The sequence below is a fragment of the Vibrio sp. 10N genome (genome assembly GCF_036245475.1).
Lineage (GTDB): Bacteria > Pseudomonadota > Gammaproteobacteria > Enterobacterales > Vibrionaceae > Vibrio.
Genome location: NZ_BTPM01000002.1, coordinates 1,722,040 through 1,745,118 on the forward strand (window position 1 = coordinate 1,722,040; position 23,079 = coordinate 1,745,118).

Below are 23,079 nucleotides of genomic sequence, written 5' to 3' on the forward strand. Positions count from 1 at the left end.
ATAGGCATTTGCTATTAGTGTAGTGACGTCTATCTCGTCAAATTTGAAACTTTCTCACTTCAAGCGACTTGTTATCGAATAAATGCCGTCATTCCTTCACTGGAATGACGGCTTCTGTCATGCAGAAATAGCGGTGATATCTCGCCGCATCAATCAATTATTTAATGAGAAATAATCACTTCTTCATTCGGCACTCGATGACGTCCGCCATAGATACCTTCTTCAGTGCGTACGCCACAACTGATGATCATAGTGATTTCATCACTATCGGCCAGACCTAACAGTGCTTTAGCGCGAGCCGAGTCAAAGCCTTCCATAGGGCAAGTGTCGTAGCCTTGCTCACGCATCGATAGCATAAAGGTCATGGAAGCTAATGAGGCGCTCTTGTGCAGACAGACGCGCACGTCTTGCTTGCTCACTTCTCTTACCATTGGCTTGTTACGACCCAACCAGAAACTGTAAAGCTTTCTCATTAGGCCACGAAGACCCCATGCGTCATTGTTGTACACCATAGGGATGAGCTTATCGTAGTACTTAAATGCTCGCTTTGCGGTGTCGTCTTCTCGACCATTGAAATTGGCACGGACGATGTCAGCGTTCATCGCTGCACGTTGCTTCCACTTATCCGGTGTTACTGTGACAACAACCAGTTCATTAGCCGTTTTGGCGGCATTTTGGCCCATACAAATTTCAGCGAGTTTCTGGCGTTTGCTATCGCTGATCACTCGGTGAAACGCCCACATCTGCATGTTGCTGCTATTAGGGCTGAGTGTCGCGTTTTCGAGGGCGCGTTGTACGGCGTTATGGTCAAACGCCGCATCAGCGTCGTATTTTCGCACTGAGCGGCGTGAATGAAGGAGTTGTTCCAGCTCGGAGATGTTGTTCATGGTACTACCTGGTACATTTGAGGTGCATGTGATCGGCACCTTTCTAACAGGTATTACGCTTCACGACAAGTCGCTTGTTTTGTTCCTAGTTTGATACGACGAAGTTTGGCAAACGACAGTGGCGTTTTTTCTATGATAAACATCAAAACGATAGAGCCAACAATGGTACCAAAGAAGATGATCGCATCTGCTGTAATGGTCTCAACGCCAAGGATGGCGACGATGTTGTTCATATAAATCGTCACCAGTAAATGTACGACGTAGATAGGTAGTACCCACTTACCGAGTAAAAGCCAAATAGGATGCTTTCCTAAGTTAGGTTTGGCGAGCAAGAAAAACAGAAGTCCCGCCGCCCACAGTGAGGTGCCTAATAAGAAGTCATTGAGGTGAAATACTTGTCCTTGTCCATGTAAGTAGTAGGCTTCAGCAAAGTGTAGAGCCATTCCCACGGCAGCAAGGAGCAGAGCCTTTCCTGCGCTCATTGTCCATTGATGACGACGAGCTTCAAAGCCAATAGCCACCATGAGGAAGCTAAAGAAAGGGCCGTTGCGAGTAAAAATTGGTGTTTCGACGCCGGTGAGTACGTTGTAGCTACCTGCAGCCAAGCCGTAGATATAGAAGATTGCAGCAAACGGAATGAGCAGCGAGCGGCATTTGTTATCAACAAACCAGGCGATCATGAATACTGCGATAACCAGTGATGGAATAAACCATAGATGGACTAAACCACCTTCAAAGAGTGAATTGAGAGGCGACTGCATCAGATAACCCCAATACCCTTGACGTTCAGCTAAGTATCCGTGTTCTGCAACGACGCCAAGGTTAAAAGGCAGTGCAAGGCAGATTAGGCTCCAAATCAACCAAATCACCATCAAGGGAATGCTGTAGTTTTTCGCAGTGTTATAGGGACAAGCATTGAGCTTGGGATAAATAAGATAGCCAGCGATGACAAAAAATAGAGGTACGGCAAATCGAGCGGCTTGGTTGGTGATAAAGTTGAGCCAGGGTTCTTCACCGATATAGCCATAATCCATAAATAGTTGGCCGTGAATCGAAATAACGGCCAATAAAGCGATCACTCTGGCGAGTTCAAAACTGGTGATTTTTTCTGATTTTTTAGTAACTTGATGCATAGTATGAAGAGGTATGTTCTCACTAGAAACGAAACCTCGTCACACTAGCATTTATTGGTGTCAGTGACGTGTTTGGCATCAATTATTTGCTGGTTGACTGCAAGTATTTTGCAACAATTTGTGGTTGGTCGTAATTTTTGAACCACCATCGGCTAAACAGGTTTTGCCACGTTTAACTTTTCTGACATACCTGACAGTATCGCTGTTACTAAGTGGTGTGCCATCGCTTCCCATAAGCGTTGGAGTAATCAGGTGTCTCAATACACTCAGCGAGATCGTCGCAAGGCTCTAATGGTCCTACGATAGTACGGTAGGGAAGTACACCTGCCCAAACCGGGATATCGAGATCCGCTTGGTCGTCATTGACGCCATGACGGCCAATTTTTACCGATGCTTCATTGAGTTCAATCGACAGTAATTCCGTTGCCGTCAGCTCCTTCTGGCTACTGAGTCGCACTTGTTCCGTTCTACCGGGTGCAATCTGTTCAATGAAGTGGTTCAAAAGCTGATCTTTTTGTTGGTTGTTGTCGACAGTGACAAACTCCCCAAACACAACAGCACTCCGATAGTGAGCACTGTGATGGAATGCCGAGCGAGCGAGCACCCAACCGTCGAATAGTGTGAAGGTTAGGCAGGTTTTCTGCCCAGATTTTAATGCCCGTAGTAGACGACTGTTTTTTGCGCCGTGTATATAAACATGATTGTCTACTCGCCATGCCAACATCGGAATAATGATGGGTCCGTTGTCGTCGTTGATAGCGATGTGAGCGAGCAGTGATTCATCAATAATATCGTAGAGTGCTTGAGTCTCTGATACCGCTTTGTGGGCGCCTTTTTTGATCTGTGTTCGTTGAGTTTTTGATAGCATGAAATGGTCTCCTTCTCATTCCTTTACAGCCAGATTAAGAAAGTTTTGGTACTCTGTTTAGATCCAAAATATTCTTAATGGTGGATCCAATTTGAGCGCAATTGATTCGAGCGACCTTTCTATTGACCTTAATTCGTTTGAGTTGAGTGGAATGACGTTACAGCAAAGTCTGTTTGAACAGATCCGCACGCGAATACTGAAAGGATTTTGGGTCTCCGATGCCAAGCTACCCTCTACACGTATGCTAGCGACGCAACTCAAGATAAGTCGCAATACGGTGATTCAAACCTATGAACAGCTCGTTGCTGAAGGCTATTTGAACTCGAAACCAAACAGCGGTTTCTATGTCGCTCTGACACTTCCCGAGCAATACATGGCAACGGAGAGAGTGACAACATCGACAGAGTTTGGAAGTGACAATACGCCAAACAATGGGCTGTTTGCTCCGGGTGTCGCTGAGCTTGCTGCATTCCCAATGAGCACTTGGAATCGATTGTTGCAGCGCCACAGTAGCCGCAGTGCATTGCTTGGCAACCAAGATTTGCAGGGCCTAGTCGATCTCAGAGAAGCGCTTCATCGCTACTTAACTGGGAGTCGAAGTGTGGTATGTCAACCAGATCAAATCATCATTACCGCAGGTGCCCAGCAGTCCATTGCAATTGCCCTACTTGCCACTCAGAAGTTAAAACCTCATCAGCGTTTCCTAGTGGAGTATCCAGGCTATCGTCAGGTGGTGAAAGTACTCGACACCTTTGACATTGACTATGATTTTGTCGACGTCCATGCCGAATCAGGCATTGATTTGAAGCGTATTCTGGACAGTAAATCGACAGGGATCTATTTGACTCCAAGCAATCAATATCCCATGGGGAGCTCGATTCAAACTGAGCAGCGTTTGCGGCTAATTGAGTGGGCACAGGCGCACCAATCATGGATTATTGAGGACGATTACGACAGTGAGTTTCAGTTTGATAGCCGTCCGTTTCGCAGTATGCAAGGTTTGGCTGCAGAGAGCGGCAATGCAGACAAAATGATTTACATTGGCTCGATGAGTAAGGTGATGTTTAACTCTTTACGCATCGGCTATATGGTCGTTCCTCAGCATGTGGTCCCGCTTTGTTTGGAAATAAAGGATGCCCTCTCGGGTGATACACCCGCATTGACTCAGGCCGCACTTGCCGATTTTATCAATGAGGGCGTATTGTTAAGGCATATTCGTAAGATGCGTCGATTGTACGAGCAGAAATACCGGTTGCTCAAGCAATGTATTGAAGATGCGTTTGGTGAAGAATGGTTGCTGGTGTCACAAGGCGCAGGTTTGCATGTCACGGTAGAGTGGCAAAGCGATGTCGACGAAGTGGCGCTGTCAGATTTGGCGCAAGCTAATGGTCTGGTCGTCAGGCCAATGCGATTTTATGAGCCTGTAGCCAAGCAACGCCATTATGGCTCAGTTGTACTAGGTTTTGGAAACGCCCCGATAGAGGCGATACCGGAGCAGATCAAACGGTTAGCGACGCTGTATTACTCACTGCGCTAATTTTAATGAGATCACTTAATGAGTTTAAGAAGTGCTTTGAACTGTTCGCCTCGCGCCACTCTTTGTAATTCAAACAGTGCCATTTCGGTAGAGGTAAGTCGCGCGCCTTCTTGAGCTAAGCGCTGTATTGCTAACTCTTTATTGGTTGACGTTCTTGAAGAGACCGCATCGGTGACCAGGTGGACCTCATACCCTGCTGTTAAGAGCTCATACGCCGTTTGATGGACACAAATATGAGCCTCAATACCAACCAATAGCACCTGTTTTCTGTTGTTATTGTCGGTCGCAGTGCGCACGTTTTCCTCACCCCAGGCGCTGAATACGTTTTTTGCGATGGGCTGTTGATCACTGAGCTCATGGCTGATCTCATCTATCGTTGCGCCCAATTTGTCGGGGAGTTGTTCAACCCAAACAATGGGCAACTCCATAAGCTTTGCGGCTTTGGTCAGCGTGCTGAGGTTACCAAATAGCGTCTCTTTATCGTGCATCAGTTGTGCAAGCTTGCCTTGTACATCAATGATCATTAACTGAGTGTTGTTTTGGTTTAGCATTTAGCTCTCCTGTTCTAATACTTGTTCGACAAACCAACTGCCAGCTGTGCCGAGTCCACTCCGCCAGGACAGATCTACCGGCCACACTAAGGATCCATCATAACGACCGACGTTAAGCTTGGTTACTAGACCATGGTCGATATAAGGTTGTGCGAGCTTGTTAGGGTAGGCCACGTATCCAAGACCTTGTAGCAACATATCTTGCAATTGGTAGTGATTTTCGTAGCGGATCAGCCTAGGGCTGTAGCGAAGTGAGTCGAGAAGTTCGCTGGTTGCGACTTTACCCTCTAGTGACAGGATTTGTGGATACTGCTCCAAATCCTCTGTAGTGATCTCGCCTCGTAGCTTCGACAACGGATGAGCCGGGGAAGCGAGAAAACACCACTCTATGGTATCAACAGTTTGCACATTACTTCCGCGGGCAGGGCTAAGTCCACTAGGAGCAATCATGATGTCGGCACCATCGGCGTTGCTTTCAACAGCAAGGGAGTGTGTTTCTGCGTCGACAAGTACAAGGTCGACTTCTGGAAATTGACGAGTAAGCTCGGCCAACGCTTCTACAAACCTTGGATACAGAGTCATACTATGTGTAGCAATAGTTAAAGTTGGCTCCTCTCCTTGCCGCAAGGATTGTACCTTTCGATCAATGGCTTTCAATCTTGGTACTATTTCTAGGGCTTGAAAATACAGCGCTTTACCTTCAGGTGTTAAGGTGGGTGCTTTGCCAGCAACACGCTCAAAAAGCGTGATGCCTAAATCAATCTCCATTGCTTGCACGGCTTGGTTTACCGCCGATGGGCTGACGCCCAGAGTACGACCTGCAGCGGAGAACGACCCCGTTTCAGCAATCGAGACTAAATAGAGTAGCCGTTCAGTATTCAATAACATGCTTTGCGCCTATCAAAAAAATGCCATCAGTCACCTTGATAACCATGCCCATTGCGATGGGCATGGTTATCTATCTACTGTGCAAGAAAGTCGTGCTAAGGTAAATACAGTTTATTGAATTATAGGTTATTTTCGATAGAGTCAAGCTCAGTCACGCCTGTTGTATCGGGCGTTTACATTGTAAATTATCGGAGTCCAAATGAGGTTTGGACTCCGTGTGATGTTGAACGTTTAGGGCATTAACTGTGTGGTTGCTGGACCCCTTTTGCGTAATCGACAATCTGCTCGTCTGAGTTCGGCTTATACATTCGAAGAATGCCTGTCCAGCCTTGCTCTACGTCGATATTATTAATAGCTTGCTCTCCGCAGTTAAAATGCACCGTGTAGGAGCCATCTTGGTTGGCCTTTAGTTCATCTTTTCGGCTCGACAGTGCGAACTGTTCAGTATGTACATAGGCATCGGCGCCATAAGTTGTGATGGCGCTATTGATTGGTGTTTGGATGGGCACCGAGTACGACTTCTTTCGCCTCATTGTTATTGAACATACTGAAATTGTATTGTTCTACTTGCCATGTGTCGTAGCGATCAAGGTAGATTTCTTTAGCGTTTTGATCGGTATATATCGTCCAAAGTGTTGGGAAGACATCGTTAAAATAAGGATCCAGTTGGTCGTAACCTGCAAACACAGATGTCCCTGCTGCTTTCAAACTATTGAGCGCCGCCGTATTGTCTTTTACGTCTCTTGCGTACATATCTTCAATGACTTCTTTGGCGCGCAAGCGGCGATCATACGCGCGTATGGTTGAACCCGATTCGGTCTGTTCCTTGTCCAAATTGATATGGAAGCCAAATTCTGGATCATTGGATAAGTATTGAACACTGGCCGCCTCGGTGACATCACCATGGTAGATTTTCACCTCTCCGTGCACAAACTCAATGACCGCACTGTTGCCCGTTGCGTCCGTAAGGTGGTAATGAACGGGTGCTGGTACGCACTCATTCTCATGTCCAGGTAGGTCACACACCTTATCTTGAATTACATCAATGTGGTTTAGGTTGTCGACTACCTCTGCGACAGAAGCAAAGTTATCAACCGCATAGTTAGGGAATTGCGAAGCGGCAACATCCGGTACACCTGCGCGATCCGGAGCCATTTCGGTGTAGTCATTGCCAAGATATAAAATGCGGGCAACCAGACCTTGTTCATTCATCGCTTCAGCAACAAGTTGAGGGGCGAAAGATTTGATCTTCAAAGACGCATATTTGCTCTTCGTTTGCACCGCTTCTTTAGTATCGCCATATTGATTTGCCATACCTTTACCAGCACCAACAACAATCGCGTCGTCATGACCAAACCAGTCCATGGTTCTTACAGATAGGCTTGCCTCTCCATTGTTATAAATTGCTGACGTACATGCGATGCTGTCGGCGACATAACCAGTGGATAGGGTGGCGACGAGCGCTAGGCTTAAGATTGACTTGTTCATAGTGACCTCACTTGATAGGGGCGTTTGTTTCGTTGAGGCCATAGTAAGCGCACAGCTTAATTAGGTTAAATTAGCACCTTTAAGTAAAGCTAATAGGGTAATGATGCAGGAAGAGTGCTGGATATTGGTCTAGAGTTTTAACACCAATAAAAAACAACAAGGAAAGTATATGAAGTCATTGCAGCAATGGTTAGATGCCTATGGGGAGAGTCACCAAAACACGACGAACCGCAAAATCCATAAAGTGGCGGTGCCCGGTATTTATCTATCAATCGTTGGGCTGATTTGGTGTATCCCACCTATGTCTTTAGGGGACGTGGTGATAAATTGGGTTTGGGTTGTTATGCTGCCAGTGATGTTCTTTTATTTTAGGCTGTCGCGTTCGGTATTCATTCAGATGTTGTTGTTCACTTTGGCTTGCCTTGCCATCATTACCTTTGCCAGCATGCTTGGTGTATCGATTTTTGCCTTATCGGTAGTGCTGTTTGTGATCTTATGGATCATGCAATTTGTCGGACACAAAATTGAAGGCAAGAAGCCCTCTTTTTTTGATGATCTTCAGTTTCTTTTGATAGGCCCTATCTGGGTGTTTAGGCAAAAATAAGCCCCTTGTTGAAAGGGGCTTAACAGTACGTGAAATGTAAAATGGAGCTGAATGGTGGTTAGAACAAGCCACCGTTCATCGATAAGTGCACGAATATACTCGCAGCATAACCAATCGCAATGACAGGCATCCATTTGAGGTGTCCAAAGAAGGTGTATTTGCCGTGCGCAGCGCCCATAAGTGCTACACCTGCTGCTGAACCAACGGACAGCAAACTGCCCCCAACACCTGCGGTAAGCGTGACCAATAACCAGTTACCCATCGAAAGTTCTGGGTTCATAGTGAGGACGGCAAACATCACTGGAATGTTATCGACGATGGCCGACAAAATGCCCACCATGACGTTAGCCCAAATAGGATCCCATTGGGTGTACATGATTTCAGAGACCACACTCAAGTAGCCCAGTAAGCTAAGACCGCCCACACACATCACTACACCGTAGAAGAACAGCAAGGTATCCCACTCGGCATGCGAGACGCGTCTAAATACATCAAAAGGTACAATAGAGCCAAGACGCTTCAATGCCGCTTCATCGTTATTGGCAATGGCCATCGCTTTTTTCTTGGCGATGGAGCGAGGTAGTGTCTTCCGCAAAAAGAAGCCGAAGAACTGCAAATACGCCAGTCCCATCATCATGCCCATAACGGGTGGGAAGTGCAGAACGGCGTGGAATGCGACTGCGGTAGCGATGGTTAAGATAAACAACCCCACGATCCTAAATGCGCCACGTTTGAGTTCTACGTGTGAGTGCACGGCATCGGGTTGGGTTTTGGGAACAAACAACGACATGATGAGTGCTGGCACAAGGTAGTTCACCACAGAAGGCACAAACAGTGGCAGAAATTCAGAGAATGAAACATGACCAGCTTGCCATACCATCAAGGTTGTGATGTCGCCAAACGGACTGAACGCACCGCCAGCATTGGCCGCAACGACGATGTTAATACAAGCGATATTGACAAATTTAAGGTTACTTCCACCGACTTTGAGTACCACGGCACACATCAGCAGAGCGGTAGTAAGGTTGTCGGCAATGGGAGAAATAAAGAACGACAAAATGCCGGTTATCCAAAATAGCGAACGGAAGTCAAAACCCTTACCTACCATCCATGATTGTAGGGCGTCGAATAGGCGCCGCTCTTCCATTGCGGAGATATAAGTCATGGCCACCAGTAAGAATAACAATAGCTCGGCGTATTCCAGTAGATTGTGTTCTAAAGCGGACTTGGCAATGTCAAGTTGGCCGATATCTTTGTAGACAAAACCAATCAGTATCCAAATTAAACCCGCGGCAAGTAGCACAGGTTTTGACTTTCTGAGTTTTAGGTATTCCTCCATCATGACGAGGGTGTAGGCAATACCGAAAATCAACAGTGAGGCATAGCCGACAGTGGATTGAGTAAAATTAAGCGCGTCAGATGATGCACTAGGTGAAGCGAAACTAGAGGTGGCGAATAAAAGGGGGAGTAAAAAGGTTGGCCACCGACTTATTTTCTTCATGTTTTGATCCTTCAAAAGCTTAGATGAAATCAGGCGCTAACAAATGCGATACGGTATTTTAATGGTTTTTCAACAATTTCGTTGTGAGCTGACGCAGATCTGGTTAACTGATGCGATGTTTTTTGTCGCGTTATTTCGCTATCGCCTTTTATTAACTCTAAGTTTTGACTTAGGTTAATTAGCGCCTAGGCTAAATAATGAGCGTTGATCAAGCTTGGATGATTGAGTGGGCGTCAGGAGGGAGCATGAAAGCAAGGTTCGCGATGAGTATGGCTATCTTGATGTTGGCTATGTATGGGCTTGTGGCGTCACCAGTGCAGGCTGCAATGGTGTGTGACAGCGCAAGAAAATCAGAGTCTACTTTACCTATCCTAGAAAGTGAATGCCCAATTGGAGAGGGTGTTTGGGGGACAAAATCACCAAATATCAAAGGGCAATCGTTCTGGATCCAGTGCGGGTTTGTTAAATCCGGCAGCTTACGATCAGCCCCTACGCAATTACAGAACGTAGTAAGTGAGGCAATTTGGCTTAAACCAGACATTGGCGGTGATCGTTGTTTGGTAGGCCCTTATCAGTCATTTGAGGTTGCCAAGCAAGAGCTGGTCGAGATGCGTTCATTGCCTAGTTACAGTGATGCTTTTATTCGCTCAACATCACAAGCTTTGACGATGACCGCGCCACAAAGAATCGCGCAAAAATCACCCCCGAAAGAGCAGGCGGCAAGTACCGTGGGCACTGTTGCCGTGACCCCCTATATGATTGCCGGTAAACACGGGCATCAAGATTGTTTGTGCCTCTTCTGACGCGGATTGACTTAGTAGGCCTTGATCCCAAAAGGTTTAAGCTTTTTAGGCAGAACGCTATCGAGTTGTTCAATCTCCTCTGGAAACACTTCAATCAGAGGTAGGTCGTGCTGCTGGTAGAGGGTTCGAGTCGCTTCTACGGTTTTACTATCAATGGGGCCTGCATCTGAGCCCCAATATTGGAGATAGACTTTGCCTACGGGTAGATAAAAATCGCTCACTACATCTTGCTCAATGGGCAACTGTCTTTGATAGGCATGAACCACCCCAGCCATATATAACCAGTTATCAATTAACAGTTCACCTTTAGACTGTACGTAATGGCCATCGAGCGAGCGGTGTTTGGCAGCAAATTTTTGGCGAAAGCTGGAGAAAGAATTTTCGGTTGAATGGGCTTCGGCGTCGACCCCTTTAAATTCCAATACGCTTTGTTTGAGCCTGTGGTTGCGTAGCACACTTGGGTGCCAAACAACAAATTGATGTTGGCCGCTTTTATCGGTTCTTGGCTGTGCCCCCGCTTTCACGCCCTGTATCGTAGCAGTCCAGTCGCTGTCTTGACGTTGCAACCAGCCCAGTTCGCTAAGGAGTAAGTTGATTTTCTTAGCAGGAAGTCCGAATCGTTCACCCAACTGCGTTGCCGTTAGGTGTTTATTGCTTCGCAGCGTGTCATCCAACACCAAATTGGTTGGCCAGACAATAAAGCGCCCATATTTTTCACTCTCAATGTATTCGCCACCAAAGCGCGAGCCGACATCGGTTAGCAGCCAGTGGTCGTCATGCCAAGTAATGTAGCCTAGCTGTTTGAGTTCATTGAACAGCGACTTAGACTCAACTTGACGTTGTTTTGCTAAGGCCGAGGTAGAGAGTTTATTGTGGATGGTCACCGTATTGTAGTCTCCTAGTTAGAGGCGTTTTCCATAATGGTACGCAGCTTAGCGGCGGCTTCCTTGGGGCTATCGGCGTGACAAATCGCCGAAACCAAAGCGACACCATGAACACCCGTAGTGGTGATGTTTGTTAGGTTAGCTTCATTAATCCCTCCAATTGCGACAACTGGAAGTGTTGTTTTCGCGAGAACCTCGCGTAGCCCATCCAGACCCCAGTGGGTTTTGGTGTTGGTTTTGGTCGGGGTAGCAAAAATGGCGCTTAGCCCAATGTAGTCAATAGGCAATGACTGAGCTTGTTCTAACTGGGCGTTACTTTCTATCGACAAACCTAAAATGCGTTGGGAGCCAATGAGTTTGCGAGCTAATTCAGCGGGCATGTCGGTTTGGCCTAGGTGGACGCCGTCGGCATTCACGGCTAGGGCAACATCGACACGATCGTTGATAATAAGTGGTACCCCAGTCCCTTTAAGGACATGTTTGACGGCTTGCGCTTTTTGGATGAACGCACGCACATCATGATGTTTTTCGCGCAGTTGAACCATGGTTACGCCGCCAGCGACTGCTTCGCTGACGACATGTACCAAGGTGTCCATGTCTTGGTTTTCATCGGTCACAAGGTACAAGCGGTACGGGTTATTGATCATAGCTAACCTAACAATCACGGATCTTAAGGCGAGACTCAATGTCATCGGCGCTAAGCTGATACAAGCTATCGAGCAGGTTAACTTGCAGGGAGCCCGGGCCTTGAGATTTCTCGGCGGCGATTTCGCCAGCGATACTAAATACCGCTGCTGCTGCAACACCACTTTTCTCGCTAATTGCGGCAAATGCGCCAGTCACGGCAGATAGCGAACATCCCATGCCCGTTACGTATGGCATCATCTCATGACCGTTGTTTAGGGCGATGGTGCTTTCCTTAGTGACGATATAGTCGGTTTCACCCGAGACTACGACGCTACAAGCATAGCCGTCGACCAAAGCACGGGCAGCATTGAGCGCGGCTTCGCTGGCATCGAGCGCATCAACGCCTTTGTTTTGAGATTTCTCACCTGCCATCGCGATGATTTCGGATGCGTTACCGCGAATAATCAGGTTGTCTGCAAGTTCAGCGAGCTGGCGAGCTGTTGAGGTGCGCAGTTTAGTCGCGCCGCAGCCCACAGGGTCAAGAATTACTGGCTTGTTGTTCTCATTGGCTTGCTCTACGGCAAAGAACATACCTGGGCGCCATACACTGTCTAGTGTGCCAATGTTAATAACCAGCGCACCTGCGAACGACATCATTTCGGCCATTTCTTGTTTTGAGTGAGACATGATAGGTGAAGCACCAACGGCTAATAATGCGTTGGCTGTGTTGTTCATGACCACGAAGTTGGTAATGTTCACGACGAGCGGTTTTTGCTCGCGAACCTGTTGTAATGCACTGACGATTTGTTGTTTATTCATTGTTCTCTCCATAAGCTCACTCGATTTTTCTCGTGTAAGCCGTCATTCAAACAAATGTAGATGACAGTCATAGGATTATTGTACTGCGATAAAAAAATAGTGCTACTTGAAGAGTTTGAATGGATGATACGTGACCAAAGTGGGGACAACTCTGGTACGAGAAAAGTACCAGATTACGACAGTTGACTCGAATAAGCTCATCTTTATTCTCTACCCTTTAGGCTCCCTTTTAGATACTGAGTGCTCGTTCTACAGTGTAAAACTTGAGGGTTCGGTGATGGCTTGGAAAAACAAGATTAGATGTATGTTCGCAGCATTGCCTGCGTTGATGCTGCTTGGGTGTGGTGGTGGTTCAAACTCTGCGGAGCTTAAAGTTGTCAGTCGTCCTTATAGTGATGATTTTTTGCAGTTCAGCACGCAGTTAGGCTACGACAAATCTTTTGTCGATGACATTTGTTATGGCGCCGCTACGACACAAGCAGATTGCACGTTGCGTAGTGACGCACCCATAGTGACTCTCACGCGGTTAGAAACTGATACTGACACTTCATTAGACCTGATTTATCAAAATACAGAGAAACTGGAGATGAATTTACAAACTGGCAAAATAGTCAGTCGACATTTTTATCATATTCAGTTTAGTGATCCTGAATACTCTGTCCAAAATATCAATATTGTCGAGAACTCCGCCTATTATTCTGGGCTTATCTATGAAGAGGAGAAACTGAGAAAGCCGCTCAGAAGTACGCTGACGCATAAGATCTCTACCGCGAGTGTGTATATTGACAACCGTATTGATATTGATGAATCCAGAATTGAGAAAGCGACATTATTAGGCGCATATCGAGATATGGATGAGAGCGGTCGCAGTAATTTGTATATCACTCAGCCACACGTTTACCTTACTCACGATCAGCAAGCGATCGATGTGCAGCAAGGTTTCTACCATGCAACCAGCCTTTGGTTTGATTATCGCCAAGAAATCGAAATGCTGGTTTATCGTAGTTGGAATTGATTGGACTTTTGTAAAACCTCGCATGCTCAACTTGCAAAAAAGAACGACCGTGCTAAATTTGGTTTTATGTATCATTAGCCGCTTCGAGAAAAATGGGAAAAGGAAAGCTAACCAAAGAACATATTCTGAATGAAGCGTTTGAAATTGCCAGCCGTGATGGTTTAGAGAGTTTGACCATTGGAGAGCTAGCTAAGCAATGTCAGATGTCGAAAAGTGGTTTGTTTGCTCATTTTAATGCCAAGGTGAAGTTACAAGTTGCGGTCGTTGAACATGCGGATACAACTTTTCAAGCCAGAGTGATTCGACCTGCGCGAGAAAAGTCTCATGCGACGATTCGTGAAAAAATAAACCACTTGGTCGACAATTGGATGAGCTGGAATCATTCGTTTCAGGGCAGTTGCATGTTCATTGATGCGTGGCGAGACAGTCAGCAAGACGAACTTCAACAAGCGTTGAGAAAAGCCATCCACCGTTGGATCCACTATTTGACGATACAAATAGAGAAGGGGATCGACAACGGCGAGTTCCGTTCGACACTAGACCCGCAGCAAGCGGCGTTTGAGCTCTATGGGCACTATCTAAGTGCACATGTTTTCTACTCGCTGGTGGGGGAGCAGGAGAGCAGTCAGCGATTTTGGACTAGCGTGGACACGACCATGCAGTCTTGGTCTGTATCCGAATAACTCTTTTATATGGGACGGCAATACAAAACGCTAACTTAAAAAAGCACGGTCGTTCCAAATGTATGCTCAACAATAAAACTATCCGAGGATGACGAGGATAAAAAGGACAGTCAGTCATGAGTGATAAAATCTACTTCAATACATCGAAGAAATTCAGTTTTAAGAAGAAAATGGTGAACCTTACTACTCGAGCTCACCATAAACTTGCGCCAAATCATGCCAAACGCACCGCTAAGAAGTTGCTGCTAACACCGGTTCGTTCAAAACCGAAGAATGCTGAACCGAAAGGCTTAATCATCTCGGAAGTGAATACCTCTGAGGGTGTGCTTAAGACTTATCGCGTCGGAACAGGACCGGTTTGGTTGCTCACACATGGCTGGTCAGGTACCGCGAGTCAATTCTTTCCGCTTATGGAACACATCGCCAGTAAAGGCTATACGGCGCTTGCGTACGACCACCCAGCTCACGGACAAAGTGAAGGTGCTTACGGCCATATTCCAGCTTTCGTTGGCGGCTTGGATGGGTTACTTGATAGTGAAGAGGACGTGGCGGGATTAGTTGGTCACAGTATGGGGACAGCGGCAGCGATTGAATGTAAACATGCCAAGCTTCAAGACAAGCCACTATTGCTTATTGCTCCGGTTCTTGATTACCTCGATAACCTCTTTGGTAGTGTGGCGCGCTCAGGGTATTCGATGAGACTTTTTGAAGCGGTCGTGGATGATATTCAATCCCAATATCACTATCCAATCACCTCGATTGACCCATACAACAAGCTAGGTCGTCGCAGCGCGCCAACAATCATCGTACACGATGAAAAAGACCGATTTACCAAATACTCAGTGTCCCAAAAAGCCGCAGAAGAAATGCCGTTGGTCACGCTGATCACAACGCAGGGGCAGGGGCATGGTCGAGTCATGCACAGTGATGAGGCGAAGGCCGCGTTTGACACGCTAACATCATAACCTTCAATGATTTGATCAAGGTTATGTTTATGTATCCATAATATTGATGTGGTTAACGAATTGATGGATTCATATTATGTAAATAGTTGGGTATGTGGGATCATGGTTTGGTCCCACTTACATCCATGCTGAGTGTTGGGTTCTTGTCTCAAAACACAATTACTACATCGAGTCAAAACCCACGGTAGTTTTCCTACTTTCAGTAACTTAAAGATGTTTGTGGTTTCTAGGGCGCTCACCTTGAGATAGCCCCTCAAGGGAGCATCCGCCCATTGACTAAAGGAAGCCATAATAATGAATAGAAACGATAGTGTCCCCTTACCCTCCAATACCCGAGAATGGTTTTTTAACCGCAATAGCTTAATCATTCTTGCTGATATAGTTCTGTTTTACGTGCTCTACACTACCTTGCCTTTTGAGCCGAATGTTGTACTTGGCATTAGTATCTTAACGTTTATCGCTGTGCTTTGGCTTACGGAGGCGTTACACGTTACCGTCACTGCGGTTTTGGTGCCCGTCATCGCGGTATTGTTTAATGTTTTTGATACCCAAACGGCACTGAATAACTTTGCCAACTCGATAATTTTCTTATTCCTTGGTGGCTTTGCTTTAGCCGCAGCGATGCACAGACAAGGGTTAGACAAAGTGGTCGCTGACAAAGTGCTGGTGTTGGCCAAGGGACGTATGAGTGTCGCTGTGTTTATGCTTTTCGGCGTGACTGCATTGCTGTCGATGTGGATCAGTAATACCGCAACCGCAGCTATGATGTTACCTCTAGTACTTGGTGTACTCAGTAAAGTGAATGAAGAAAGTGGTCACAATACCTATGTGTTTGTGTTGCTTGGTATCGCCTATAGCGCCAGTATCGGTGGTATCGCGACTATGGTTGGTAGCCCTCCCAACGCGATTGCCGCGGCCGAGATTGGCATGACTTTCACGGATTGGATGGCATTCGGCTTGCCTACCGCGATTATCCTGTTACCGATAGCTTTGGCGGTGCTGTTTTTTGTACTTAAGCCAAAACTCGACGGTGAATTTGAGATCAGCCATGAACCGGTAAATTGGGATAAAGGTAAAATCGTTACCTTGCTGATCTTCGCTTTAACCGTGTCCTTCTGGATCTTTAGTAAGCCAATCAACGCCATGTTAGGTGGCTATGCTAAGTTCGATACTATTGTGGCATTGGGTGCGATTGTCGCTGTTAACTTTGCCCGCGTGGTTCATTGGAAGGACATTGAGAAAACCGCTGACTGGGGTGTATTACTGTTATTTGGTGGCGGTATCTGTTTAAGTAATGTTTTGAAAGCGACAGGAACGAGCGTGTTCTTGGCGAATGAGCTCAGTGAGCTGATTTCTCAGTTTAGTATGCTTTTCATTATGTTAGTGATTGCTGCTTTCGTTGTATTCTTAACAGAGTTTGCGAGTAATACCGCTAGTGCTGCTCTATTAATACCTGTTTTTGCCAGCGTTGCAGAAGCCTTTGGTATGTCTCCGGTGATCTTGTCCGTTCTAATCGCCGTCGCGGCGTCATGTGCGTTCATGCTGCCAGTAGCAACGCCACCAAACGCGATTGTGTTTGCTTCGGGTCATATTAAACAGCAAGAGATGATGCGAATTGGTATTTTGCTCAACATTGCATGTATTGGCGCGTTGACGCTGATAGCGGTGACATTCTGGGCCTAGACAACCGATAACGTTTTAACAATAAGTTGATTCACCATAAACCAGTAACAACAACGCCCCTATTCCTTTGGAGTAGGGGCGTTGTTGTTTATCTATGGTCAGGCAGTTAGATTTGAGCGATTCGGTTACGTAGCTTCTCAAAGATAAGGCCTGCGCCCACGTTAGAGAGGTGAATCCCATCATTTTGATATAAATCGCTGTACCCGTGTTGCTCTGCATACGCTTCAAATGCTTGGTAGGCATCCACGATCTCAAGACCTGTCACACCATGACCGTACATTATTTGCAGCTTTTTGCTGTGCTCCTTACTCAAGGTACAGACTGATTGTCTTAAACGTTCGACGGCATGGGATTGATTGCCGAACATTGGGAGTGCGCCGACGGGATCGATGGCACTGGTGACGACAAGGATAGGCTTAATGCCATGGTGTTGGGCTTGCGCAATCATACTATTGAGATTACTGGCCACGACGCTAATATCGATGCCCCAGTTTAGGTCGTTCAACCCACCAAATAGCACGACAATGTCAGGTTTTGCTTCTAGCACTTGTGATTTGAATCGAGACAGCATTCCCGTAGTTGTGTCGCCAGGTACACCACAGTTGGTAAATGAAAGGTTTGGGTACTCGCGGGTCAATTGACAGGACCAGTTTTCACCTTTAGCAAGACCCCAGCCAGCCGTTAGGCTATCACCGAGTAAAACGATGCTTTTCATAGTTGTTCTCTTAAGATCGAAAAAGCCGCTCAACGGGAGCGGCTTTGTAGTGTATGAGCAATTAGTTCTTGTTAACGTACTCTTTAAAGCGTGCTTTAGTGTCTGCGTCGGCTTTGTTGTACCAGAACATCAGCATTTCTTCTGCAGTGTTGTCACCGGCTGCTGGCGCCGTTGCTGGTAGAGTGGTTGGCTGTGCCGCTGTGGTTGCTGCCGCAGTTGTCGTCGCGACAGCCGCTGGTGCGACTGTAGCGGTGGTTGCTACGGCAAGAGCAGCCACACCACCTTTGCGGTTGTAATCATCGGCTTCGCGGTTATAGTCGCGGCCGATTTGCATACCATCTTTGATCAGTTTGTCTTCAACCACAGGGACAACTTGGCCGTTTTTATCGGTCAGTGACCACTCTAAGTTATCGATGTTTTTCTGCGCTTGGCGCGCATCACGATAGGTTGGAACGTTGAGGGTTAACTCAGCATCTGTTGCTTCAAATCGAGCGATGATCGCTTTGCTAGAGATGACTTTACGTTCGTCGCGATTGACATCAAAGAAAGGTTCATATTTAAACACGATTTGATTGACGCCATCTGGTAGCGTAGCTGTTTCACCAGATGAGAAGAATCCGCTTGAGTCTGTGGTTGGGTCGCCTGCATTAACAGAAAGGAGATCAACATTGTCAGGTATTTTGATGGTCACGTCAGCCATTGCAAAGCTACTACAACCGACGAGTAGCGCAGCAGCAATCAGATTGGATGCTTTCATTATTATTTCCCTAGCAGAATATGTGAATCATTGTGTTTAAGCGAACTCAAGATGTTTATGTTGAGGTTAGCTCAGTTTGCGGTCTTTAGCTTGCCTAGGTTAGAGGCACTTTGCAATCATGCTATGCGCGAGCTGGCTGAATTTCGTTAAAAACTGACATTGGCGTGGTTTATTCGGCGCTTTATGGCTGTTTTGATTTATAAAAAGTACTAATACGCTGTTTATATGACGAATATAGATAGTTTTGACCAAACAGTTTCGTTTGATATTCACCTGAATGCAACTGATCTCCTAGTCGTGTGGCTGCGATTATTGCGAACGAAAGTGGGCGTTGCAATGTAAGTCTGTACATGTTGGTTGTGAATGGCTTCTATTTAAAAATCGAATGGATGGGCTTGGCGATGAAAATTGAATCTAGTAGCATCGCCCCTCAAGCGAGAATCGCTCAGCGAGCACTGAATAGCCTAGTAAAGCAGATGGGTTAATTGAATGGAATCTCAGTGCGATTGTAGTCAATTTTATTGTACTTAAAGAGATTTCATTTGAAGACGTCAAAACGCCCTTTGCCTTTGATAATGGCTGCATTATGCTCAGTTTCCCCTGCTATGGCGGAACAGAATCAGGCTTCTGGAGAACAACAGGCCTCTGGCGAACAAACTGCTCAGGTTGAGTCTAAACAACCAACGACAAACGAAGATAAATCACCGGATCTTCCAGATAGAAAGTTTGCCGCATTCCCCGTCCCTATTACTGATGATGCCCTTGGCGTTGGCTTAGGCGTCAATGCGATGTACATTCATGATCGCGAAGAAGGGGCAAGTAACCCATCGACGAGCATGTTCTATGGTCAATATACCGACTCAGACAGTGGCATGGCCATTATTGGTCACGAGCACGTGTTTGCGCATGATGCTTGGCGCGCAGGGTTCTATGCTGGACATTTCAGCCTTAATCTCAAGTATACGGGTCGCATCGGCGCTCAACTTCCGAAAGCGGCGCAGTACGCCTCTTATTCGAACTTTGTTTATGGTGAAGTACGTAAGCAAATCGTCGATGACTTGTATTTTGGTGTTCAGGGGTTGTGGAGCGGTGGTAATGCCGAGTTAAACGAAAAAACGGATCCTGCTATTAAAAAAGCGTTTGAACAAGAAATGAGCGGCAGTAATCATGCTCTCGGTTTTCTTATGACGTATGACTCGAGAGATAACATGATGGGGGCGACACAAGGCCTCAACGTTGACTTAAGTACGCTTCACTATTCAAAAGATAAGCGTACGGGTAAGCCCTTCCACCGCCTTGATGCCGAGGTGAGTCAGTACTTCCCTATTGGTGATGATGTTCTCGCCTATCGAGTGATTGGCAAAGAGATGTTGGGTGATGCGCCAGAGTATGAGTTTGTTACCCCAGACTTACGTGGTGCCGACTGGAACAAATATCGCGGTAGCTCAGTCTATCAAGCGGAAGTAGAGTATCGACATAAGTTTTCTACATTGTGGAGCGGAGTTGCCTTTGCGGGCGCGGCGGTAATACGTAATGAAGATCGCCAGTTTGCCAACTCGGTCAAGTCAGAAGTGATCCCGTCGGCAGGTCTTGGTGTCAGGTATTTACTTAATGTCAAAGAGCGATTTACTGTAGGCGTTGATGCTGCGGTCTCCAAAATGGGGAATACCAGCTTCTACATTCGATTTGGTGAAGCGTTCTGATCGCAGACTAAACATCATCTCAATGTTGAAAAATAACCACTGTGAATGAGTGGCTTGCATGTATTTGTTGGGCTTATAATTAGGTGCAATTTATGTGCTATTGTTTTACGATGGTACGCCAATTAATTAATTAATCAAAGGGTTGAGTATGCTGAATATTGAACAGCTAGTGGCATTCGTCGCTGCGGCAGAGCAAGGTTCATTTTCTGCGGCCGCGAGGCATCTTGGTAAGAGTCAAAGCTCTGTAAGTATCGGAGTGAATAACCTTGAGCTCGATTTAGGCATTACGCTTTTCGATAGAAGCACAAAATATCCTAAGCTGACCCCTCAGGGGGAGCGTATGTTGGCTCAGGCCAAGGTATTGTTACGACAGGCAGAACGCATTCGCAATTACTCAAAAGCGAGTGTAGATAGCGTAGAAGACACGCTGAAAATCGCCATCGACCCTTTGTTACCGTTTTCCTTGCTTGATTCGGCAATCGAGAAAATGTCACAACGTTTCCCATTCACGCAAGTGGATGTGTCCCGCTTGAGTGCAAACCACCTAACCAATGCCATCATCAATGATGACGTGGAACTTGGATTTAATTTAGCTGCTGATGCCGTACCAGAAGGCGTCGACTTTATCTCTATTGCCAACATTGAATGGGTGTGTATTTGCAGCCCAGACTCAATCTTCGCCGATATGCAGCAAGTCAGTAATGAAACCTTGATTGGTGAAAGGCAAATCGTTTGTCGCAGCATGATGCTCAACAAAGTACTCAAAGCCCAAGGTGCGTTCTCTCAAGACATTTGGCAAGCCGATGATCAAGAAGATGTTATCAAGCTGGTGGAGCAGGGAATTGGCTGGGCGATAGTGCCAAGAGACTTCATCGTAGAGAAGCAAGCGATGGGGACCTTGATTGATTTTAGACCTGAGTTTCAGCGTTACGAAATGCTCAATTCCGCAGATGTATTGTGGAAGTCGAACACTCGCCTAGGCCCAGCAGCGAAATACCTCTGCGAAATGCTTGGCGTATTCTAAGTCGCAGTGCTTAGTCAACCTTCTGCTTAGCTAACCTTCGTATTGAAAAAAACCTCGCGTTCTTGGCGAGGTTTTTTTGTGGCTGCTAAGTTACGCTGTAAGGTCGTTTGGGTATAGGTAGACCTGGTTTCGGCCTTGGAGTTTTGCTTGTTGAAGGTTTTTTAGGCCACGACTGAGAGTACCGTCAACCGAATCACCCAGCGGCGTAACACCAATAGAGACCGTATTGGCGATGTGACACTGCTCAAACGTTAGCGGGCTTTTTTCAACCAACTGTCTTAGCCAGTCTAGCTGCTTGTGTGCATCCACACTGTCATTGGCGGCAAACAGTAACCCAAAGTGGCCGGTATTGGTGCGAGTCAGGCAGCGAGCCTGAGGTTTAGGGAAGTTTCGCTTTACGACTTCGGCAATGTGTTTCACCACTTTGTCGCCCATTTCACCACCATAAGCCTCATTGGTTGAGGCTAAACCGCACACATCGACGATGGCATAGAACAGAGATTCCTCGTCACTTGTTCTTGCTAACTCTTGGCGTAAATGATGTTCATTTTCCAACCCCGTAAGCGGATCATTCATGGCGACCTGTTTACTTAACAATAGGTTCGCTAAGGCCACTTCGGAGAAATCGCGGATTGCGCGCATCAGCCCTTCAAAGGCGAAAAACACACTTTTGACATAGATAACCCCAATCAGTATATCGTGTTGATAAAGAGGTAGGGCGTAGTGTCGGCCGCTGATCTGAAGTTGCTGAGCAAGGGGATCGTACTCATTGTTGTACAGGTAGTTAATTCCCCGAGATTTGAAATAAGCAGGCAATTTTTCTAAGTGGTAACTTGCTTTGGTATTGCCATGATAATCGATGGTGTTGAACTGGTTTGCTTTTCCGTCGTACAGACAAAACTGCACCCCGCTGTGGTAGGTAAAACGGTCAAAGATCTGCTTTAAGTCTTGTTTAAATGCCGCCATATTTGTGGCTTGGGTCAATTGAGACAAGCCTTGATTCAATTGGAACGTGATGTAATTGATCGACACTACTAAAAACAATAACGCGAAAACAACGATAGCCGTAAGGGATATTTGGTAAGAGGTAAATAGAATGTCGGTTTGGCTGGTACCGGAAACGACAACCCAACCGATTGGATTTCGCGCATCGAAGATACTTTTCTTTAACTCACCGTTGTATAAGTAGTCATAGCTACCACGTGTTCTGCCTGCGTCTATCTGTTCTTTTAAGCCACCTTGGTAGCTGATGGAGGCTGTGCCGATGCGATTGGGATTGGGATGAAAGACTAAATTGCCCGTCATACTATCAATGACAAATACATATCCATTATTGAGTGTTTTTAGATTGGCCAGGTATTGGGTAGTGTGTTGAACGTCTACCTCGAACCAGACTTCTATTGGGTTTTGCTTCTGTACTTGTTTGATAGCAAATACCCAAAATCCATCCGACTTTTGATATAAGGTTGAGACCGCATATTGGCGCGTAAAGCCATCAAATGTATGCCACGCAATATTACGTTTACTCGTTGCAGTTAATCTATCATCGTTAAAGTTTGCGTATTGATCGGACTGTCTGTCGTAAAGTGCCACGCTTTTATACAGATAACTGTTGGCCAATATTTGGTTGGCAAGGGGCGAAAATTCGGGCGTACCTATTTGTTGCTGCAATAAGTCAACCTTGGCAAAGGTTGCCTCTATTTGCGACCAAATTAGCGCGGTTGCGACTTTCACATTGTCTTGAGATTGGGACTTAGCTAACGACTGAGAGCGTAAGTAGTGTTGATATGAAAGATAAATGAGCACCGCGATGAGCACGAATGTGAGCGGTTTGAATAGGCGGAGCAACAGCTTAGGTAACGACATAATATATAAAACAAATTGAACACTACGCCGCTACTATTACTGATTGTTCATATCTTTTAAAGCATTAATTTTACTATC

The 23,079-nt window shown here is 46.2% G+C and carries 24 protein-coding genes; 10 read left to right on the forward strand and 14 right to left on the reverse strand.

Annotated features, from left to right (window positions below; all coding sequences use genetic code 11):
• Nucleotides 1-161: 161 nt before the first annotated feature.
• The 3 genes from AAA946_RS23540 to AAA946_RS23550 form a co-directional block, all read right to left on the reverse strand.
• Entirely contained in the window at nt 162-887 is a 726-nt protein-coding gene (locus AAA946_RS23540) for a nitroreductase family protein (protein WP_338167162.1), read from the reverse strand.
• Between the two features lie 53 nt (nt 888-940).
• Entirely contained in the window at nt 941-2,020 is a 1,080-nt protein-coding gene (locus AAA946_RS23545; RefSeq protein ID WP_338167163.1) for an acyltransferase, read from the reverse strand.
• 208 nt (nt 2,021-2,228) lie between these two features.
• Nucleotides 2,229-2,888, reverse strand: a complete 660-nt coding sequence (locus AAA946_RS23550; protein WP_338167164.1) for a pyridoxamine 5'-phosphate oxidase family protein — start codon at nt 2,886-2,888, stop codon at nt 2,229-2,231.
• 151 nt (nt 2,889-3,039) lie between these two features.
• Between AAA946_RS23550 and pdxR the strand changes: the two genes are divergently transcribed.
• Nucleotides 3,040-4,425, forward strand: a complete 1,386-nt coding sequence (pdxR, locus tag AAA946_RS23555; protein ID WP_338167235.1) for a MocR-like pyridoxine biosynthesis transcription factor PdxR — start codon at nt 3,040-3,042, stop codon at nt 4,423-4,425.
• Between the two features lie 11 nt (nt 4,426-4,436).
• Here pdxR and AAA946_RS23560 read toward each other — a convergent pair whose 3' ends face one another.
• The 4 genes from AAA946_RS23560 to AAA946_RS23575 form a co-directional block, all read right to left on the reverse strand.
• Entirely contained in the window at nt 4,437-4,976 is a 540-nt protein-coding gene (locus tag AAA946_RS23560) for a hydrolase (RefSeq protein WP_338167165.1), read from the reverse strand.
• Entirely contained in the window at nt 4,977-5,864 is an 888-nt protein-coding gene (locus tag AAA946_RS23565) for a LysR family transcriptional regulator (protein WP_338167166.1), read from the reverse strand.
• Between the two features lie 239 nt (nt 5,865-6,103).
• The gene (locus tag AAA946_RS23570) at nt 6,104-6,373 is read right to left on the reverse strand and encodes a hypothetical protein (RefSeq protein WP_338167167.1); all 270 of its coding nucleotides are present in this window, start codon (nt 6,371-6,373) and stop codon (nt 6,104-6,106) included.
• Nucleotides 6,348-7,352, reverse strand: coding sequence for a linear amide C-N hydrolase (locus AAA946_RS23575; protein WP_338167168.1), 1,005 nt, complete (start codon nt 7,350-7,352; stop codon nt 6,348-6,350). Before AAA946_RS23575 ends, AAA946_RS23570 begins: the two co-directional genes overlap by 26 nt.
• Before the next feature lie 169 nt (nt 7,353-7,521).
• Between AAA946_RS23575 and AAA946_RS23580 the strand changes: the two genes are divergently transcribed.
• Nucleotides 7,522-7,956, forward strand: coding sequence for an Mpo1 family 2-hydroxy fatty acid dioxygenase (locus tag AAA946_RS23580; RefSeq protein WP_338167169.1), 435 nt, complete (start codon nt 7,522-7,524; stop codon nt 7,954-7,956).
• A 58-nt stretch (nt 7,957-8,014) separates the two neighbouring features.
• Here the strand turns inward: AAA946_RS23580 and nhaD are convergent, their stop codons facing one another.
• Nucleotides 8,015-9,457, reverse strand: a complete 1,443-nt coding sequence (gene nhaD, locus AAA946_RS23585) for a sodium:proton antiporter NhaD (protein WP_338167170.1) — start codon at nt 9,455-9,457, stop codon at nt 8,015-8,017.
• A 245-nt stretch (nt 9,458-9,702) separates the two neighbouring features.
• Between nhaD and AAA946_RS23590 the strand changes: the two genes are divergently transcribed.
• Nucleotides 9,703-10,260, forward strand: coding sequence for a hypothetical protein (locus AAA946_RS23590; RefSeq protein WP_338167171.1), 558 nt, complete (start codon nt 9,703-9,705; stop codon nt 10,258-10,260).
• An 11-nt stretch (nt 10,261-10,271) separates the two neighbouring features.
• Here AAA946_RS23590 and AAA946_RS23595 read toward each other — a convergent pair whose 3' ends face one another.
• From AAA946_RS23595 to thiM, 3 genes are read right to left on the reverse strand one after another with little or no spacing between them, the layout of a single operon-like run.
• A complete protein-coding gene (locus tag AAA946_RS23595) occupies nt 10,272-11,138 on the reverse strand; it encodes a glycerol kinase (RefSeq protein ID WP_338167236.1) in 867 nt (288 codons plus the stop codon).
• A gap of 20 nt (nt 11,139-11,158) precedes the next feature.
• A complete protein-coding gene (gene thiE / locus AAA946_RS23600) occupies nt 11,159-11,791 on the reverse strand; it encodes a thiamine phosphate synthase (protein WP_338167172.1) in 633 nt (210 codons plus the stop codon).
• Between the two features lie 7 nt (nt 11,792-11,798).
• Nucleotides 11,799-12,590 (reverse strand): hydroxyethylthiazole kinase, encoded by a 792-nt coding sequence (thiM, locus tag AAA946_RS23605; protein ID WP_338167173.1) that lies wholly within the window; start codon nt 12,588-12,590, stop codon nt 11,799-11,801.
• 304 nt (nt 12,591-12,894) lie between these two features.
• Here thiM and AAA946_RS23610 point away from each other — a divergent pair, with 304 nt between their 5' ends.
• The 4 genes from AAA946_RS23610 to AAA946_RS23625 all read left to right on the forward strand — a co-directional run bounded on the left by AAA946_RS23610 (nt 12,895) and on the right by AAA946_RS23625 (nt 16,936).
• Nucleotides 12,895-13,605 carry a hypothetical protein gene (locus tag AAA946_RS23610; RefSeq protein WP_338167174.1) on the forward strand — a complete coding sequence of 237 codons (711 nt, stop codon included), beginning with the start codon at nt 12,895-12,897 and terminating at the stop codon, nt 13,603-13,605.
• A 92-nt stretch (nt 13,606-13,697) separates the two neighbouring features.
• A complete protein-coding gene (locus AAA946_RS23615) occupies nt 13,698-14,288 on the forward strand; it encodes a TetR/AcrR family transcriptional regulator (protein WP_338167175.1) in 591 nt (196 codons plus the stop codon).
• 116 nt (nt 14,289-14,404) lie between these two features.
• Entirely contained in the window at nt 14,405-15,253 is an 849-nt protein-coding gene (locus AAA946_RS23620; protein WP_338167176.1) for an alpha/beta fold hydrolase, read from the forward strand.
• 294 nt (nt 15,254-15,547) lie between these two features.
• On the forward strand, nt 15,548-16,936 hold the full coding sequence (locus AAA946_RS23625) for an SLC13 family permease (protein WP_338167177.1): 1,389 nt from the start codon (nt 15,548-15,550) through the stop codon (nt 16,934-16,936).
• 106 nt (nt 16,937-17,042) lie between these two features.
• Here AAA946_RS23625 and AAA946_RS23630 read toward each other — a convergent pair whose 3' ends face one another.
• Together AAA946_RS23630 and AAA946_RS23635 are read right to left on the reverse strand one after the other, a co-directional pair.
• Nucleotides 17,043-17,651 carry an SGNH/GDSL hydrolase family protein gene (locus AAA946_RS23630; protein ID WP_338167178.1) on the reverse strand — a complete coding sequence of 203 codons (609 nt, stop codon included), beginning with the start codon at nt 17,649-17,651 and terminating at the stop codon, nt 17,043-17,045.
• A 61-nt stretch (nt 17,652-17,712) separates the two neighbouring features.
• Nucleotides 17,713-18,408, reverse strand: coding sequence for a DUF2057 family protein (locus tag AAA946_RS23635; RefSeq protein WP_338167179.1), 696 nt, complete (start codon nt 18,406-18,408; stop codon nt 17,713-17,715).
• Nucleotides 18,409-18,758: 350 nt separating this feature from the next.
• On the opposite strand from AAA946_RS23635, the gene AAA946_RS23640 reads away from it, so the two are divergent.
• From AAA946_RS23640 to AAA946_RS23650, 3 genes are all read left to right on the forward strand, one after another.
• Nucleotides 18,759-18,893 carry a hypothetical protein gene (locus tag AAA946_RS23640; protein ID WP_338167180.1) on the forward strand — a complete coding sequence of 45 codons (135 nt, stop codon included), beginning with the start codon at nt 18,759-18,761 and terminating at the stop codon, nt 18,891-18,893.
• 57 nt (nt 18,894-18,950) lie between these two features.
• On the forward strand, nt 18,951-20,111 hold the full coding sequence (locus AAA946_RS23645; protein WP_338167181.1) for a hypothetical protein: 1,161 nt from the start codon (nt 18,951-18,953) through the stop codon (nt 20,109-20,111).
• A gap of 148 nt (nt 20,112-20,259) precedes the next feature.
• Nucleotides 20,260-21,135, forward strand: coding sequence for a LysR family transcriptional regulator (locus tag AAA946_RS23650; RefSeq protein ID WP_338167182.1), 876 nt, complete (start codon nt 20,260-20,262; stop codon nt 21,133-21,135).
• 90 nt (nt 21,136-21,225) lie between these two features.
• Here AAA946_RS23650 and AAA946_RS23655 read toward each other — a convergent pair whose 3' ends face one another.
• The gene (locus tag AAA946_RS23655; protein WP_338167183.1) at nt 21,226-23,001 is read right to left on the reverse strand and encodes a sensor domain-containing diguanylate cyclase; all 1,776 of its coding nucleotides are present in this window, start codon (nt 22,999-23,001) and stop codon (nt 21,226-21,228) included.
• Nucleotides 23,002-23,079 lie beyond the last annotated feature (78 nt).